Source organism: Flaviaestuariibacter flavus (assembly GCF_004337505.1).
In the GTDB taxonomy this organism is placed as follows: Bacteria; Bacteroidota; Bacteroidia; order Chitinophagales; family Chitinophagaceae; genus Flavisolibacter; species Flavisolibacter flavus.
Genome location: NZ_SJZI01000008.1, coordinates 563255 through 579844, shown reverse-complemented (window position 1 = coordinate 579844; position 16590 = coordinate 563255). Strand labels below are relative to the sequence as shown.

At 57.2% G+C, this 16590-nt stretch carries 13 protein-coding genes; 6 read left to right on the top strand and 7 right to left on the bottom strand.

All coding sequences use genetic code 11. The features are described 5' to 3' along the window. The first annotated feature begins 143 nt into the window (after positions 1–143). The gene (locus EPD60_RS17240; RefSeq protein WP_131448083.1) at positions 144–2423 is read left to right on the top strand and encodes a pre-peptidase C-terminal domain-containing protein; all 2280 of its coding nucleotides are present in this window, start codon (positions 144–146) and stop codon (positions 2421–2423) included. A 117-nt stretch (positions 2424–2540) separates the two neighbouring features. Here EPD60_RS17240 and EPD60_RS06630 read toward each other — a convergent pair whose 3' ends face one another. Both EPD60_RS06630 and EPD60_RS06625 read right to left on the bottom strand, forming a co-directional pair. Further along, positions 2541–2996 (bottom strand): GNAT family N-acetyltransferase, encoded by a 456-nt coding sequence (locus EPD60_RS06630; protein ID WP_131448081.1) that lies wholly within the window; start codon positions 2994–2996, stop codon positions 2541–2543. 148 nt (positions 2997–3144) lie between these two features. Further along, the gene (locus EPD60_RS06625; RefSeq protein ID WP_131448079.1) at positions 3145–4353 is read right to left on the bottom strand and encodes a trans-sulfuration enzyme family protein; all 1209 of its coding nucleotides are present in this window, start codon (positions 4351–4353) and stop codon (positions 3145–3147) included. Positions 4354–4402: 49 nt separating this feature from the next. On the opposite strand from EPD60_RS06625, the gene EPD60_RS06620 reads away from it, so the two are divergent. After that, positions 4403–4894: a DinB family protein gene (locus tag EPD60_RS06620; protein WP_131448077.1), complete on the top strand. Its 492-nt coding sequence runs from the start codon at positions 4403–4405 to the stop codon at positions 4892–4894. Positions 4895–5197: 303 nt separating this feature from the next. On the opposite strand, the gene EPD60_RS06615 is transcribed toward EPD60_RS06620, so the two are convergent. Beyond that, complete coding sequence (locus EPD60_RS06615; protein WP_131448075.1) at positions 5198–5959, bottom strand: DUF6261 family protein; 762 nt, start codon at positions 5957–5959, stop codon at positions 5198–5200. 576 nt (positions 5960–6535) lie between these two features. On the opposite strand from EPD60_RS06615, the gene EPD60_RS06610 reads away from it, so the two are divergent. Beyond that, positions 6536–7444 (top strand): phytanoyl-CoA dioxygenase family protein, encoded by a 909-nt coding sequence (locus tag EPD60_RS06610; RefSeq protein WP_131448073.1) that lies wholly within the window; start codon positions 6536–6538, stop codon positions 7442–7444. A gap of 342 nt (positions 7445–7786) precedes the next feature. On the opposite strand, the gene EPD60_RS06605 is transcribed toward EPD60_RS06610, so the two are convergent. The 4 genes from EPD60_RS06605 to EPD60_RS06590 form a co-directional block, all read right to left on the bottom strand. Next, positions 7787–8317, bottom strand: coding sequence for a hypothetical protein (locus EPD60_RS06605; RefSeq protein ID WP_131448071.1), 531 nt, complete (start codon positions 8315–8317; stop codon positions 7787–7789). Next, positions 8317–9120: an ABC transporter permease subunit gene (locus EPD60_RS06600; protein WP_131448069.1), complete on the bottom strand. Its 804-nt coding sequence runs from the start codon at positions 9118–9120 to the stop codon at positions 8317–8319. The genes EPD60_RS06605 and EPD60_RS06600 overlap by 1 nt, the downstream gene beginning before the upstream one ends. Positions 9121–9143: 23 nt before the next feature. Then, entirely contained in the window at positions 9144–10040 is an 897-nt protein-coding gene (locus EPD60_RS06595; protein WP_131448067.1) for an ABC transporter ATP-binding protein, read from the bottom strand. A gap of 191 nt (positions 10041–10231) precedes the next feature. Further along, positions 10232–11947 carry a capsule assembly Wzi family protein gene (locus tag EPD60_RS06590; protein ID WP_131448065.1) on the bottom strand — a complete coding sequence of 572 codons (1716 nt, stop codon included), beginning with the start codon at positions 11945–11947 and terminating at the stop codon, positions 10232–10234. 22 nt (positions 11948–11969) lie between these two features. On the opposite strand from EPD60_RS06590, the gene EPD60_RS06585 reads away from it, so the two are divergent. The 3 genes from EPD60_RS06585 (at position 11970) to EPD60_RS06575 (ending at position 16561) form a co-directional block, all read left to right on the top strand. Next, on the top strand, positions 11970–13319 hold the full coding sequence (locus tag EPD60_RS06585) for a dihydroorotase (protein ID WP_131448063.1): 1350 nt from the start codon (positions 11970–11972) through the stop codon (positions 13317–13319). Between the two features lie 145 nt (positions 13320–13464). Further along, positions 13465–14793 carry a MutS-related protein gene (locus EPD60_RS06580; RefSeq protein WP_131448061.1) on the top strand — a complete coding sequence of 443 codons (1329 nt, stop codon included), beginning with the start codon at positions 13465–13467 and terminating at the stop codon, positions 14791–14793. Positions 14794–14899: 106 nt separating this feature from the next. Then, complete coding sequence (locus EPD60_RS06575; protein ID WP_131448059.1) at positions 14900–16561, top strand: M1 family metallopeptidase; 1662 nt, start codon at positions 14900–14902, stop codon at positions 16559–16561. Positions 16562–16590: the final 29 nt, after the last annotated feature.

The following is a 16590-nucleotide window of genomic DNA, read 5'->3' as shown; positions in this document are numbered from 1 at the left end:
CCGGCCCTTTTTCGTGCACTTTGGATGCCAGACCGTTACTGATAGAAGCGAACGCGTTTTTACTCTATTTCAGCGTATATCTACGATAAACGTTTTTTTGTGCAGCGAGCTGCTTAATTTAATAAGCTAAATCCTTAACACACATGAGAAAACGATTACTTGTATTGGGGCTTATGGCCACATCCCTCTTTGCGTCGGCGCAGCGCAAGTGTGCTTCCTTCGAACACTACCAGCAGCAGCTGGCACGCGATCCGCAGATGGCACCCAACCAGGCGGCCATCGAGCGCTTTACCCAGGCGCATCCTTACGTGGCAGGCCCTAACGGCACCCAGCGCGGCACACCGGTATATAACATACCTGTAGTGGTGCACGTACTCTGGAATACCAGCACCCAAAATATTTCCGACGCACAGATCCAGACGCAGATCGATGTGCTGAACCGCGACTACCAGCTTAATAATTCCGACACCGGGCTCGTACCCGCAGCATTCAAAAGCTTTGTTGCGGATTGTAAAATTTCTTTCTGCATGGCGCAGCGCGATCCTTCGGGCAACGCAACTACGGGTATCATCCGCAAGCAGACCACCAAGACCTCATTCAGCGCCGATACCGATGATGCCAAGTCGAGCACCACGGGCGGCGACAATGCATGGGATCGCAATAGCTACCTGAACCTGTGGGTCGTGCCGGCCATCACTTCGGGCGGCCAGGGCGGCATCCTCGGCTACGCCCAGTTCCCGGGCGGCGCCGCGGCCACTGATGGCGTTGTGATCGGCTACAATTATTTCGGCACTACCGGCACCGCGGCCGCGCCCTTCAACAAAGGCCGCACCGCTACACACGAAGTGGGTCACTGGCTCAACCTGCGCCACATCTGGGGCGATGAGGCTGCCTGCGCCCAGGACGATCTTATCAGCGATACCCCGCTGCAGGGTGCCGAAAACTACGGTTGCCCCACCTTCCCGAAAGTGGATGCCTGCACGGGCGGCAACGGCGTTATGTACATGAACTATATGGACTATGTGGACGACGCCTGTATGTATATGTTCACCGCCGGCCAGAAGAGCCGCATGTACGGTGTGCTGCAAGCCGGCGGCGCCCGCGCTTCGCTCGCTTCTTCGCTGGGCTGCCAGGCCCCGTCCACCACTACCTGCGGTGTACCCACCGGCCTGTCGGCATCGTCGGTTACCTCCAGCAGCGCCACCGTGAGCTGGTCGGCCGTAAGCGGTGCCTCATCGTACACCGTGCAGTATAAGACGACGGCCGCTTCTACCTGGACCACCGCCGCCAGCGCCGCCACGGGTACTTCGGTCACCATCAGCGGCCTCACCGCTTCCACGGCCTACAACTGGCAGGTGAGCACCAATTGCAGCGCCTCCAGCAGCGCCTTTGCGAGCGGCTCCTTCACCACCACGGCCGCCAGCCCGGGCTGCGGCACCAACTATGAGCCCAACGAAAGCCTGGCCGCGGCGGCAGCCGTTGCCACCAACACCGCGCTGTCGGCGGCGATCACCACTACCACCGACCAGGATTGGTTCAAGGTGACGCTCTCGGCTACGTCGAATTTCAACATCTCGCTTACCGGTCTTGCCGGAGACTACGACCTCGTGCTCTACAACTCGGCCGGCACCCAGCTCGCCATCTCCGAGAACGGCGGCACCACAAGCGAGTCGATCACCACGGCCAGCTCCGCGGCGGGTACGTACTATGTGAAAGTGTTCGGCTATAACGGTGCCAACAGCGCCACCTGCTACAGCCTCAACATCGGCGCCACCGCAGTTGCCGTACCCACCTGCCCCGGCACCTACGACAACAGCACCAACGGCACCACCACCGGCGCCGCGCAGATCCCCTTCAACACCGACATCAAGGGAACGATCAGTAGTACTACGGACGTGGACTACTACAAGTTCGTGATCACCACCGGCGGCACCATCACCATTACGCTGGGCACGCTTCCCGGCGACTATGACCTGAAGCTGTTCAACAGCGCGGGCACCCAGGTGGGCATTTCTCAGAACGGCGGCACCACCGGCGAAACGATCAGCTACACCGCCGCAGCCGGCACCTACTACGCGCAGGTATATGGCTACAACGGCGCCAACAGTGCCACCTGCTACACGCTGAAGGTTGCCCTCGGCACCGCCACGCGCCAGATGGACCCGTCGCTGGTGCAGGGTGCCGTGAAGCTGCAGGCTTATCCCAACCCCGCCACTACCACGCTCAACATCAACGCAAGCGGTCTCACCGGTCGCGGACAGCTGCGCCTGATCGACGCCAGCGGCCGCCCGGTGGCGCAGCATTCGATGCTGAAGCCGAACGCCTCGCTGGGCATTCAAACCCTTGCCCGTGGTGTTTACTACGTGCAGCTTGTAGATGCCGAAGGCGTTGTGGTGGGACAAACGCGTTTTGTTAAGCAATAAGCGTGAGCCGTGAGCCGTCAACCGTGAGCGGTTCGATGGCAATGGACCGCCAGACCCACACACACACAATGAAAAGCCTCCGCAATGCGGAGGCTTTTCTTATTCACGACTGACGATTCACGCCCCCGCCGGGATCGAGCAGTTGAACCACTCTCCGTCGAAGGCTGCGTTGTATTTTTTGTAAAAGCTGATGGCGGGCTCGTTCCATTTGAGCACCTGCCACACGATGCCGCTGAACTCGTTGTCGCGCGCTTCTTCAATGAGGCGGTCGAAGAGGAGCTTGCCGATGCCGTGGCAACGCATCGCTTCGGTTACGTAAAAGTCTTCGAGGTACATACGCTGCCCCTTCCAGGTGCTGAAGCGTATGTAGTAAAGTGCGAAGCCCTGCACCACACCATCCACTTCGGCTACGAAGGCCCACCACACGGGGTTTTCGCCGAAGCCGCTTTCTGTGAAATGTTCCAGCGATACCGTTACTTCTTCGGGTGCTTTTTCATAAAGCGCCAGTTCGTTCACGAGTTCGAGGAGGCGGTGACAATCGGAGCGTACGGCGCGACGGAGGGAGATGTTCATGATGCGGCAAAATTAGGGTGCCCGCAGGGAGAGAAAGAACGCGGATTTTTTATGATCTGTCAGGATGTGCGCAGATATCGGTACCACCATCCGCTCAAATCATAATCAATCTGCTGATCCCGCTTCAGCGGGATCAGCGTTCTTTCTCTTATCCGAGCGCCTGCTTCAGGTCTTCCAGGATGTCCTCGATATTCTCGATCCCCACGCTCATGCGGATGAGGCCGTCGGTTATACCGTACTGCTCGCGTTGTACTTTGGCTACGCCGTGGTGCGTCATCGACGCGGGATGGCAGAGGAGCGTATCGCAGGTGCCGAGCGACACGGTGCGGGTGCACAGCTGCAGCTTGTTCATGAAGTCGATACCGGCCTGCAGGCCGCCCTTCAGCTCAAAGGAAAGCATGGCGCCGGGGTGCTTCATCTGCTTCATGGCCACGGCATGATCGGGGTGGGAGGGAAGGCCCGGGTAGTTGACACGCGCCACCGCGCCCTGTGCGTCGAGGAAGCGCGCCACGTCCATCGCGTTGCTGCAGTGACGCTCCATGCGCAGCTCGAGCGTCTTCACGCCCGTGAGGAGCAGGAATGCATCGAAAGGCGATGCGCTGCCACCCAGGAGGCGGTGGGCCTTCGTCATGCCCTTGCTCATGAACTCCATGTCGCGGCCCAGCAGGATGCCGCCGATGGCGGTGCCGTGGCCGTTGAGAAACTTGGTGGTGGAGTGCATCACGAAGTCGGCGCCCCATTTAAAGGGCTGTTGCAGGTAAGGTGTAGCGAAAGTGTTATCGCAGGCCACGAGCAGGCCGGCTTTCTTCGCAGCCCCGATCAGCACTTCGAGGTCCACGCACTGGAGCGTGGGGTTGGCGGGCGTTTCGAGGTACAGCATTTTGATGGCGGGATCGGAGGCGATGAGCGCGTCGATCTTAGCATCGTCGCGCAGGTCGGCCACGATATACTCCACGCCGAAGCCCGGGAGCAGGTTGCCCAGCAATTCGTCGGTGCCGCCGTAAAGCGAGAAGTGGGTGAGCACCTTGTCGCCCTTTTTGAGCGTGCCCATGAAGAGCGATGCCAGCGCGGCCATGCCCGAGGCATGCAGGATTCCTTTTACTTCGAAAGGCAGCCCGAAGCTTTCGAGGGCCGCGATCTTGTCTTCGGCTTCGTTGCTCGTGGGCGATCCCCAGCGGCCGTAGATATAGCCTTCCTCGGTGCCGCTGAAGCGCCGCATGCCCTGCTCGGCGTCATCGTATACATAGGTGCTGGTGGCGTAGATGGGCACCAGGTGGGCGTGGCGCGGGTCGGGGCGATGGCCGGCGTGTACGGCCGTGGTGCCGAAGCCGGAGTGTGTATTTTTTTTGCCGCTCATGACAAGCAATGTTTGTTAATTAGTGTTCCAAAAGTAGAACCATTTCACTATGAAGGAACTCCTGCTTTCCTACGCTGCCTACAACGCCTGGGCCGACGAGCAACTGCTGCAAACGATCGCTACGCTGACGCCCGAACAGCAGGAGCAGGAGCTGGTGAGCAGCTTCCCCACCATCCGCCGCACGGTGCTGCACCTCTGCGACGCGGCCGGCATCTGGTGGCAAAGGATCCAGCTGCAGGAAAAGATCGTGCGGCCCTCCGACAACTTCGCCGGCGACTTCACCGCGCTGGCCGCGCTGCTGCGCCGCCTCGACGCGCAATGGCTCGACTACGTGCAGCGCGCGCCGCAACACCTCTTCACCCACGAATTCATCTACCGCGACGGCAAAGGCGTGCAACACAAATCGCCCACCTGGGAAGTGTTGCACCACATCTTCAACCACGGCACCTACCACCGCGGACAATTGGTGACGATGCTGCGGCAGGTAGGATGCACGCAGGTGCCGGGGCTGGACTTTGTGTTGTGGTCGTGGAAGAAATAGACTTCGCTCAGCCTGACAAAATGCTTGTCATCGCGGGGGCAGCAGTGGAAGGAGCATGTGCCGGAAGTCATTTCTGATTGTCCTTTTGCCTTGCTGCCTTTCAGATCCTGATGCCGCGCATCGGGACGCCAGCGGCCCCGATAGTAGATTACATGATCACAGAATACATGAGCAAATGAATACATGATGTAGTCCTACCTCATGTAATCATGTATTCATTTGTTCTGTGATCATTTGCTCTTACCTCCTTCGTGAAAAAGAGCCGCCCGTAGGGCGGCTCTTTGTTTTATCTTCTGTGACGTATCAGGCTTCGGTTGACTTTTCTTCGGCTTTGGCGGCGTTGCGGCCGGCGCGCTGGGCGAGTTTGAGTTTATAGTCTTCAACGATCTGGTTGATGGCGGCCACCATGCCGAGCCAGGGCTCGGAGCCGCCGGTAAAGTTGTAAGCGCTCTGGATCTGCTCGATGAGCTCGCGGTAGGCTTTGCGGGCCTCGCGGCGGAGCGTGACCATTTCAAAAGCTTCGGGCTTGTTGACGTCTTCGTCGATGCTTTGGCGCTGGAGGTTTGCAAATGCTTCGTTCGAGAATTTGAGGGCTTCCACGAGTGACTCGAGGCCGCAGGTAACGAGTGCGGCGTGCAGGTCGGGGCGGCCCTGCAGGTCGCGCACGAGGCCATTGAGCAATTGGGTTTGCTTGTCGTAATCGGCATCACGCAGGTCGGAGGCGGTGCCATAGGGACGAAGCGCATCGAGCAGGAGCCTGCCGGCGGTGCGGCGCCGGTCGTCTTCACATTTCGAAAATCCTTCGCAAAGCAAGTAGAAGGATTGTGTGCGCTCATCGCGAACGGCATCTTCGGACTGCAAAGCGTCGGTAAAACGTGAGTGTCGTGCCTGCTGGATGAGGAGGTCCATGCGCCCGGTAACGGAGGCGAATGCATCGCGTTTCGTTTGCACCGGTGCCGGTAATGGATTGGCGGAAACAACGCGTTCGATAATCATTTTGGAGAAGTGTACCGCTTCCGCGTTCTGCAGGTGCTGGTACTGGAGCTTTGTAATTGAAGTGAGCATAACAGTGGGTTTTGGGATCAGAAGGTAGAAAGCATTCCGGAGACGGCGAAGCGTTTTTTGAAGAAAATTTCTTCTTTGGCGTTTCGGCGGGAACCTACCTAATTCTGGGTATGGGGCTATCCTGCTTTATAAACGGCTGAATTTCAATGCGTGAAGGTTAGCCGGAATTTCCGGGAGCATTTCACGCCGGCGTGAAGAGCCGCCGGAAATACCGGGAGCATTTTTCGGGAGCGTGAAGGTGTGCCGGAAATCCCGGGAAGGGTTCACGGGCGGGTGAAGGGGTTGCCGGGAATTCCGGGAGGGCTGTACGGGTTTGATTTGGCTTGCTGGATGTTCCGGGGTCCGTGCCCGGGTTTGCACGACGCGCAATAGGTTTTGGGCGGGTTGGTATATTTGAGGTAGGCATTGCACGTAGTGCCATAGCGTCTCCTTAGCGTAAGTGCAAGTGTTGACCGCCATCCGAAAACATACCAACCTTTCCCATCAATGTGTATCGTCCTGACAGCTTAACCTTAGGCGGTTTCCCTATATTTGTTTGAAAGCCAACATACATGTCGACCCCCCCCCCCTTATAATATGCCATGGATCGAATCTCCGTTCTTCGATTCTGAACTAGCTGAAGCAGACCTGGCGGCCTCAGACAAACAGTTCGTCCAAACTTTTGCAGACCAAGGGTATGTCGCGTTCGATACGGGAATTGACACGAAAGTGTTCGATCGCATAATAACAGCCTTGGCACCTAAATATGAAGAAGGACTTATAAAAGGTGAAGCTATTGCTCAGCATAGACTTCAAGATGCCTGGAAATACAATGACGACGTAAAAGCTATCGCTGCAGACCCTTTTATTCTCGGGCGTTTGGAATTGCTGTACCGCCGGCGACCTATTCCTTTTCAAACACTGAATTTTGATGTCGGTACGCAACAAAGGACGCACTCGGATATGATGCACTTTTCTTCAATCCCGGAGCGATTTATGTGTGGAGTTTGGGTTGCTTTAGAGGACGTAACTCTTGACAATGGGCCCTTGCATTATTACCCGGGTTCCCATAAGCTTCCCTTCTATAATATGACGGATGTTGGAATAAAAGCTACGCGTAGTCTGGAGGCTTCCAACCGTTATATGGACTACGCAGACCACTATGAAGAATTCATAGCGAAGGTGGCGGTTAACAAAGGGCTCAAGAAAGAGTTGGCGCTTATCAAAAAGGGGCAGGCGTTGATTTGGGCTGCGAACTTGCTACACGGCGGAGAGCCTATTACCCGGCCGGGGAGTACGCGACATAGCCAGGTGAATCACTACTATTTCGAGGACTGTGTGTATTATTCTCCGATTTTCACGGACTTCGCATTACAAGATGTTTTTTTGCGAAAGATTGTCGATATCGGAACCGGCAAAGAGGTGCCCAATAGATACCTCGGCGAAACGGTCTCTGTAAAGCGAACAGGAAGTAGTCGTTCAAACGCGTACTCACGAATTTTTTAACGTGTGCAAAAGTTGTTCAAGGGAAAGTAGGATTAGTGCGTGAGTGGGCGGTGTTCGCAACGATTCGCCGAGTAGCGGGACGGCGGCCGACAGGGGATTTGAGCTTGCTTACTGTCCTGCATTTTTTTTCAACCAGTCCAATTGCCGGTCATCGCCCCTTCTCCGTTGCGGCACCCCGCTGGGGTGCGATTTTCATTCTTCATCCGTTTACCCCAGGCTTGCGCCTGGGGCTATAAAACCGCCGCCCCTCCGGGGCGTACGCTACAAACACGGCTTCGACAGATTAAATTTCGACAGCCTCTTAGCACTTTCCTACGCGACCATTTAGGGCGGCAGAATTACTTAATTCGCATTCGCCGGCTGCACCAGCTTCGGCTTCGACCGCGCCGGCAACACGATATCCGGGCTCAGGTCGGGCAGGATGCTTTTCAGTTTGTCGGCGCGGTACACGTTGGTGTCGATAAACCACCAGCTTTTACCACCGTCATTCGAGATCACGATCATCGCCGTTTCCACCGACAGGTCGCCCATCGGCGTTTTCATTACCGTGCTGACGGGGAGCACCGATTGCAGCTGGTTCTTGTACGATACGATCGCGGACGGTGTACCGATCAGGTACTTCTTAAAGCTGACGCCGAAACGCTGCATCATGGTGTAGGCGGAATCCATCCGGGTTTTCATCTTCTCCTGGCCACCGGCGAACCCGATGATGTTGGGGTGCATGTATTTCACAAAACCATTGAAGTCATTTTTCATGAAGTTCCTGCCCATATCCATTGCCTGCACCTTGATGGTGGTGGCGTGGTTCTGGGCAGAGGCCCCGATGCACAGGAGCAGGGCGAAAGCGAGGAGGAGTTTTTTTACCAGTAACATCAGAGGTCGCGTTTCTTGATGATCCAAAAGCAAAGTGTCCATACGATCAGCAGGAAGATCAGCGTATAGCCAATGTGGCTGTTGCTCTGTGCCACGATCTCCTTCCAGTGGGCTTCGTCGCGGGTAAACCAGCGCGGGTAGGGGATGAGGCGGTCGGAAACTTCCAGCGGCATGAATTCGAGTTTTACGCCCCATTTTTCCCGGCTGATGCCTACGATGGCCGGCTCGAGCGGGAAATAGTAAAACATGAAAACGCCCAGCGCGATGAAGGCCTTGCGTACCACGAGCGCTACGAGCAGCGCCAGCGACAGCTGCGCAAATACCTGCAGGAAGAACAGGCCGATGTAGCGGCTTCCTTCCCAGGGGTTAACGCCGGGCGTGTTGATGCTGCCGATCGCGAATGCAGTTGCGGCATACAAAAGGGTAACGATTGTGCTGACCAGGAGCACATCGATCAGCTTGCCCAACATGAAATCCTTACGTCCCCAGCCGTCGATGATGTTTTGCCGATGGGTTTTATAGGTGTACTCGTTGGTGATGAACATGATCACCATCAGGGCGGGCAGAAAGATGAACAGGGAGGAGATGTACGCTACCGTTTGCCATGCGTCCGGGAAGGTGAAGGGGTTGGGCAGCATCATCAGGATGGGCCCCATTTTTTTATCCGTCAGCTGGTCCTTGTACCCGGAGGAATAAAAGAAATAGTTCATGCCCGGGTAGGAAGTCGCCACGATGGCCAGCATTGCCCAGAAGGCCGGGTAACCCTTCATTTTGAGCCATTCGGTTCTAAGTATCGATATCATTTCTTGTCGTTGTAATCGGCGATCTAATTGTTGGTAAGCTCGAAGAAGCGGGTTTCGAGGCGTTTCTTTTTCAGCAGGAGATGACGGAGCACGAGGCCTTGTTCAAAGCAGTGGCGGTTGATCTCTTCGAGGTGCGCGCTGCCTTTGGGGAGCGCGAAAGAAGCGGTGTTGGAAACCGGGTCGACGTGCACGGCGTTGCTGAAGGGCGCCAGCGCGCGGGCGAGCGCGGCGAGGTCGGCGGCGCCCGCTTCCACGATGTCTTCGTCCTGCATCACCTCGTTGACGTCGCCGGTGGTGAGCAGCTCGCCTGTCTTCAGGATGGCCACGTGCGTGCATACCTTTTCCACTTCATCCAGCAGGTGGCTGGCCATGATGATGGTATGCCCGGAGTTGCGGAGCTCGGTGATAAGTTCGCGGATCTCGGCGATGCCCACCGGGTCGAGGCCGTTGGTGGGCTCGTCGAGTACCAGCACCTTCGGGTCGCCGAGGAGCGAGGCCGCGATGGCCAGGCGCTGCTTCATGCCCAGGCTGTAGCTCTTGAAGCGGCTCTTGCGGCGCTCAAAGAGGTTCACCTTCCGGAGCACGCGGTCGATGTCTTCGGGGGTGCCGCGGCCGCTGATGCTTTGCGTCACGCGGAGGTTGTCTACCGCGGAGAGATAATGGTAAAAGTTCGGCGTCTCCAGCAGCGAGCCGATCTTTTTGCGCTGTGCCGGCGAGCCCGGCTGCCCCAGCCAGCTATAGTCGCCCCGATCGGCTTTGAGCACGTCGAGCACGATGCTGAGCAGGGTGGTCTTGCCGCTGCCGTTCGGCCCGAGAATGCCGAAGACGCTGCCCTCGGGCACCGAGAAGGATACGTCCCTGAGCGCCTGGACCTTGCCATACGACTTGCTGATCTGCGAAAGGGAGAGAACGGTACTCATGGCGGTTGTTTTCGGCTTCCGTTTGTCTGTTTAGAAAGCACTTTGTATTGCAAAGTAAATAGAAACTTTTCACTTCGCCAATGAATGAAATAAATAATGTGTCGGGTGCGTCGTTCCCGGGCTGGATGGCGGCATGAAAAAGCCCCGGCGCCAGGGCCGGGGCTCATGAAAGGAAAAAAATCAGAAATGGATTAGAAGTCGAAATCCCTCCGGTGAATATTCCAGCGAACGCCCCCGGTAAAGATGAAGGTGCTGGCGTCGCTAACCCCGGCTACGTTCACGCTCTGGCGGCGGTAGGCGCCGTTGAGCTCAAAGAACAAGTTCGGGCGCAGCTGGTAGGAGACGAGCAGGCTGGCCATCGCCACCTTGTTGCGCAGGCCGGAGCCGACGTAGTAGCCGTAGTCAGCAGTGCGGTGGGGAATGCTGTTGCGCACCGGGTCGGCCGGGTCGGGAACCTGGTTGGGGAGGAAGATATTGCCGCCGAATGAAACAAGACCCGTGTCACGCCCCTGGTAATAATACATGGCCTTGGCCAGCAGGAGCCATTTCGGCGCGGGCTGGTAGCGCACGGTGCCGATCACTTCCTGGAAGTTGGCGCCAAGCGGGTGTGCCAGCGGCTGGTTGTAGTGCGTGTAGTTGGCCACCGAGTCGTTGTGCGAGTAGGTGAAGGGCCGCACGCGGTTTACTTCCAGCTGCAGGTCGAGGTTGCGTACGTTGAAGGCATCGATGTATTTGGCACCGAGCTGGTAACCGAATTTGTTGGCCCACCAGCCGCGGTTGCTTTTGATCTCCGACAGCTTGAACTCGTCGAGCAGCAGCTGGCCGTAGAACTGGAAGTGCTTCGCTGCGTTGGCTTTGAAGTCGATGCCGGCAACGGAATTGTCGAAAGAACCGTTCTGCTGCTCCAGCGAGCGGTAAAATATAACGGGGTTGAGGTAGCCGAATTCGAAATGGTTGGTGCGCCCGAAGATCACGCCTTCGAAGAGACCGACGTTAAGCCACTTCGTAACACCGAGGTCGAGGTGGTGCATCACGGCATATTTCTTCGGCTGCAGCTTGTCGGCATTGAGGCGGTTGGCCGAATTAAGCTCCATGAAGAGGTTCTGGTAGTGAAACTTCCAGATGCGCGTGTTGAGGCGGAGAAAAGTTGTAGGAGCGGAGAAATCGCTCAGGAAGAGGCTCCGGTAGCCCGCACCGATGAAGTTGCGGTCGAAGCCGAAGGAGATGTCGATGAACTTTGCCGCGTTGAAGGTCACATAGCCGCGGGCATCGAAGTAGTCGACGCCGCCGGCCGCCTTGAAGTCTTTGTAGAAGCCGGCCCCAGGTACCGCGCGCCTTTCGGCGATAAACTGCTGCACATAGCCCGGTTCGCGCTCCTGGTTGTCGGTAACGATGGCATAGAAACCGATCTTGTCGGCAATTCTGCCGCGGAGCGTGGCACCGCGCGTATTCAGGAAAAGATGCTGTTCATTGTCCTGCTCCTTCGACACCGTGTATTGCAGCACGGGGTTGACGGCAAGGAAGAAATTGGGCTCGTGTACTTCGAACAGGGTGGCCGGCGTGCGGTAGAAGTTTTTCAGGACGGGCTTCCGGCTGGCGTAGTTCGTCCAGTCTTCGGGTACCCATTCCAGGTTGTTGATCTTCGCCAGGTAAAGGTTGTAGCGATCCACCCGGCTCAATTGCGTGCTGTCCTGGCGCAGCAGGGCGGGGATGAACTCCTTGCGGGAAAGCGGGCGGACCGTCGAGTAATTAAGTACGGAGTCGCGCTGGGCCTTCACTTCAAGCCGTTCGATGAGGATCTGCTCGGGCGCGCCCTGCGGCAGGTAGGTGGTCTGTGATGAGGCCAGCACCGGTGCCAGCAGGAGGGCCGCACCGAGTGCCAGCCCCCGTCTTTGTTTATATTGCATCAATTCGGGTTAAATAACAACAATGCAACAAAAATACTACCTGATCAGGGATATACAGGTTGTCAACGAAGGGCGCATCGACACATGCGATGTGCTGATCGGCGATGGCCGCATCGAGCGTATCGGCGGGCGCATCGATATGGGCAACACCGCGGTGACGGAGATCGATGGGAGCGGCAAATACCTCCTGCCCGGCGCCATCGACGACCAGGTGCACTTCCGCGAGCCGGGGCTTACGCATAAGGCTACGATTTATACAGAAGCCAAAGCGGCCGTGGCCGGCGGCGTTACCTCGTTCATGGAGATGCCCAATACGCAACCGCCGGTGTTCACCCAGGAATTGCTGGAAGACAAGTACGCCATCGCCGCGCGCAGCGCCCTGGCGAATTACTCGTTCTTCATGGGCACGTCCAACGACAACCTCGAGGAGGTGCTCCGCACCAATGAAAAGAAAGACGCGGTTTGCGGGGTCAAGATCTTCATGGGCGCTTCCACCGGCAACCTGCTGGTGGATAATTACCTCACGATCGGCAATATTTTCGCCGGCAGCGAGCTGCTTATTGCCACGCACTGCGAAGAGGAAAGCATCATCCGCGCCAACTATGCGCGGCTGAAGGCGGAGAAAGGTACGCTCACCCCGGCCGACCACCCGCTGGTGCGCGACGAGGCGGCCTGCTTCGAGTCGTCGCTCAAAGCCGTGCAGCTGGCGATGAAGCATGATGCGCGCCTGCACATCCTGCACATTACCACCGAGCGCGAGCTGCAGCTGTTCACCAATATGGTGCCGCTGCGCGACAAGCGCATCACCGCCGAAGTGTGCGTGCACCATTTGCATTTTACTTCCGACGATTATGCGAAGCACGGCTACGATATCAAGTGCAACCCGGCCATCAAGGCGCCGCACAACCGCGAGGCCCTGTGGCAGGCGCTGCTCGACGATCGCCTTGACGTGATCGCGACCGACCATGCGCCGCACCTGCGCGCCGAGAAGGCGGGCGACTACGAGCATGCCCATGCGGGCCTGCCGCTGGTGCAACACCCGCTGCTGCTGATGCTGCATTATTACAGGGAAGGACGCATCTCGCTGGAGAAGATCGCGCAGAAGATGAGTCATGCCGTGGCCGACTGCTTCGGCATCCGCGGGCGCGGCTATATCCGCGAAGGCTATTGGGCCGACCTCGTGATCGTGGACCTCAACGAAAGCACCACGGTCAGCAAGGAAAACATCCTCTACAAATGTGGCTGGAGCCCGCTCGAAGGGTTTACGTTCCCCGCCCGGATCACCCACACTTTTGTAAACGGGCATCCCGTTTATGCAAACGGGGTGTGGGATGAATCTCATTGGGGGCAAAGGCTGCGCTTCGACCGGTAGAAAGAACGCGGATTTCTTATGATCTATATGATTAACGCAGTTACTGTTGCCGGCGTCAGCCAATCATAATAAATCATAAAAGATCTGCGTATTCCGCCCGCGGAATCAGCGTTCCTTCTCTCCAGCCCACGACGAAAACATCATTATGCAGATCGACAAAATCACCACGCACGACCTCGCGATCTTTCAAAGCGAAGAGGAGTTCTCCGTTTTTCACCGGCTCAATTTTACCAAGACCGCCGTTGGAAAGGAGTGGCTGCGCCGCTTCTTCCAGCAGCCGCATGGCGACCTGCAGAAGATCCGCGCCACCCAGGAGGTGCTGCGCCTGTTCCAGGAACGCGGGGCGCAGTGGCCGCCCTATATCACCAACGGCACCATGCTGGTGATCGACAAGTTTCTCGACTACGAGCTCGACGCAATCCCTGCCTCGCTCAATCGTATCAACAGCTTCTCGTACCGTGTGCTGCATCCGCAGGATTATTCCATGGCCCGTTTTTCGGTGCGGCATTTCGCCGACTTTTATCGTGGCCTGCGGCAGTTGCTGGTGCTGTTTGCCGATGTGGAGCTGCCGCGGCAGGTATCGTATTTTACCGATCGCATCCGGTCCCTGCTGCGCGAGGAGCCGCTGGAGCGGCTTGCGGCGCTGGAGCCGGGCGCTGTGTTGTCGATCCAGGAAACATTGTATTATGCCTACCATGTCCGGGGACGATACAAGAACAGCACCCTCGAGCTGATCGATGTATTCGGCCGCCTGGAGGCCTGGTATTCGATGGCTGCCGCGATGACCCATTTCGGCCTGCAGTTCCCGCGCTTCGTGGACAGTGCCGAACCCCAATTCAATGCCCGCGGACTTTATCATGTATTGATTCCAAACCCGGTAGCCTACGACCTGGTGATGGATCCGCAGCAAAACTTCGTGTTTCTTACCGGCGCCAATATGGCCGGCAAAAGCACGCTCATCAAAGCGGTGGGTGCGGCGGTGTACCTGGCCCACCTCGGCATGGGCGTGCCGGCGGCGGCCATGGAGCTTAGTCTTTTTGACGGACTGCTGTCCAATATCAACGTGACCGATAACCTCGTGCGCGGCGAAAGCTACTTCTTCAACGAAGTGCAGCGGATCAAGAACACGATCGTGAAGATCAACGACGGCAAGAAGTGGCTGGTGCTGATCGACGAGCTGTTCAAGGGTACCAACGTGCAGGATGCGATGAAGTGCTCGCTCGCCGTGATCAAGGGCCTCGTGAAGATGCGCAATTCGCTGTTCATTCTTTCCACGCATCTCTACGAGATCGGCGAGGAGCTGAAGGTGTATCCCAATATCGCCTTCAAGTTCTTCGAAACGAAGGTGGCCAATGACCAGCTTTCCTTCAGCTATCAGCTCCGCGACGGTATCTCCGACGACCGGATCGGCTACGTCATCCTGCGGCGCGAGAAGGTGGTGGACCTGCTGGAAAGCCTCGGAGAGAATGGCTGATGTCCGATGTCTGATGTCTGATGTCTGATTTGAGCAAGGCGCGGACCTCAGGACGGATTGCAGATTTTTAAGAATTCAGATTTGGGATTTCCGTTTACCTTCCGGTATGCTCAAACGACTTCCGAAAGTCTTACTTCTCCTGCTGGCAGCTGTAAATGTCGGGGCCCAGGATATCGACGTGCTCCATTACAATTTCAACCTGACGCTTTCGGATCAGAGCGACAGCATCAAGGGTATTGCGCTGATCAATTTCGAGACGGTGAAGCCGCGGGCCAGCGTCACCTTTGACCTGGCGGCTCCGCGACGCGACGGCAAAGGCATGGCGGTGCGTTCTGTGAAGGGAGCGGATGTGGAAAGCTGGTCGCAGCGGGATGATAAAGTAGCGATCGTCTTTGATCTAGGCAGCATCGCCAAAACTTCCAAATTGGTTCAGATCGAATACGGCGGCATACCGGCCGACGGCCTGATCATCTCTAAGAACAAATGGGGCGAACGCACCTTCTTCGCCGACAACTGGCCGAACCGGGCGCACCAGTGGCTTCCGTGTAATGACCGGCCGGATGACAAGGCAACCTTCGAGTTTCAGGTAACGGTGCCCAAGGGATACCGCGTTATCAGCAACGGCGAGCTGCAGATGCCCCGGCCGGGCAACACAGGCATCGTACCGCCGGACACGTCGCGCAGCTTCGCGCACTGGCGCTGCGAAGTGCCGCTGCCCACCAAGGTGATGGTGATCGGGGCGGCGCGCTTTGCCAGCAAGACTTTCGAGGACAGTCCGCCAGGGATACCCGTCAGCGCCTGGGTGTTTCCACAGGACAGCGCCAAAGGCTTTTACGACTATGCGCTCGCGCCCTCGATCCTGAAATTCTTCAGCAGCTACATCGCCCCTTTTCCCTATAAGAAGCTCGCCAACGTGCAGTCGAAAACCATCTTCGGCGGTATGGAGAACGCTTCCGCGATCTTCTATGCCGAAGAGAGCGTTACCGGCGACCGCAAGTGGGAAGACGTTATCGCCCACGAGATCGCCCACCAGTGGTTCGGCGATATGGCCTCGGAAAAAAGCTTTGCGCACCTGTGGCTGAGCGAGGGCTTTGCCACGTATATGACCAACATCTATATCGAGCAGAAGTATGGTGTGGACAGTATGAATAAACGTCTTGCCGCCGACCGTGAGGCAATCCGGAAATCCGGTCGCGTAGGCCTGCGCACCGTTGTGGATGATACGACCAACCTGATGTCGCTGCTCAATACGAACAGCTATCAAAAAGGCGGCTGGGTGTTGCATATGCTCCGCCGTGAGGTGGGTGACTCCGTGTTCCGGAAGGTCATCCGGACCTATTACGAGCAGTATAAAGGAAAGAATGCCACGACCGAAGATTTCGGCTCCGTTGTGGAGCAGGTTACCGGCACAAAGTGGGGTTGGTTCTTCGAGCAGTGGCTTTACCGCCCTTCCATGCCCGGTTTGAATATCCAGGAAACCCTGCGCAAGGGCAAGGTGAAGCTTTCCATCAGCCAATCGTCCTTTGCCCGGCAACCTTTTTACTTTACCCTGGAGATCGGGGTGGTGGATGATGCGGGTAAGATGACTATCCATGACATCCCGGTAACGGAGTCGTTGACGGAAGTGAAACTGGACATCGGCGAACGGAATCCGGTAAAGATCGTGGTCGACCCCAATACCAACCTGCTTTTTTATACGCAGGGAGCTACCTACTGGAAGGCGGTCAAGCAAAACCGGGCTACCGGCGAGCAGATCCGGGTGAACTAATAAAGAAAAAGCCTCCACATCGCGGAGGC

Excerpts from the sequence above, each read along its gene's own strand:
- EPD60_RS17240 (WP_131448083.1), top strand. The coding sequence starts at position 144 with ATGAGAAAACGATTACTTGTATTGGGGCTTATGGCCACATCCCTCTTT.
- EPD60_RS06630 (WP_131448081.1), bottom strand. The coding sequence starts at position 2,996 with ATGAACATCTCCCTCCGTCGCGCCGTACGCTCCGATTGTCACCGCCTC.
- EPD60_RS06625 (WP_131448079.1), bottom strand. The coding sequence starts at position 4,353 with ATGAGCGGCAAAAAAAATACACACTCCGGCTTCGGCACCACGGCCGTA.
- EPD60_RS06620 (WP_131448077.1), top strand. The coding sequence starts at position 4,403 with ATGAAGGAACTCCTGCTTTCCTACGCTGCCTACAACGCCTGGGCCGAC.
- EPD60_RS06615 (WP_131448075.1), bottom strand. The coding sequence starts at position 5,959 with ATGCTCACTTCAATTACAAAGCTCCAGTACCAGCACCTGCAGAACGCG.
- EPD60_RS06610 (WP_131448073.1), top strand. The coding sequence starts at position 6,536 with ATGCCATGGATCGAATCTCCGTTCTTCGATTCTGAACTAGCTGAAGCA.
- EPD60_RS06605 (WP_131448071.1), bottom strand. The coding sequence starts at position 8,317 with ATGTTACTGGTAAAAAAACTCCTCCTCGCTTTCGCCCTGCTCCTGTGC.
- EPD60_RS06600 (WP_131448069.1), bottom strand. The coding sequence starts at position 9,120 with ATGATATCGATACTTAGAACCGAATGGCTCAAAATGAAGGGTTACCCG.
- EPD60_RS06595 (WP_131448067.1), bottom strand. The coding sequence starts at position 10,040 with ATGAGTACCGTTCTCTCCCTTTCGCAGATCAGCAAGTCGTATGGCAAG.
- EPD60_RS06590 (WP_131448065.1), bottom strand. The coding sequence starts at position 11,947 with ATGCAATATAAACAAAGACGGGGGCTGGCACTCGGTGCGGCCCTCCTG.
- EPD60_RS06585 (WP_131448063.1), top strand. The coding sequence starts at position 11,970 with ATGCAACAAAAATACTACCTGATCAGGGATATACAGGTTGTCAACGAA.
- EPD60_RS06580 (WP_131448061.1), top strand. The coding sequence starts at position 13,465 with ATGCAGATCGACAAAATCACCACGCACGACCTCGCGATCTTTCAAAGC.
- EPD60_RS06575 (WP_131448059.1), top strand. The coding sequence starts at position 14,900 with ATGCTCAAACGACTTCCGAAAGTCTTACTTCTCCTGCTGGCAGCTGTA.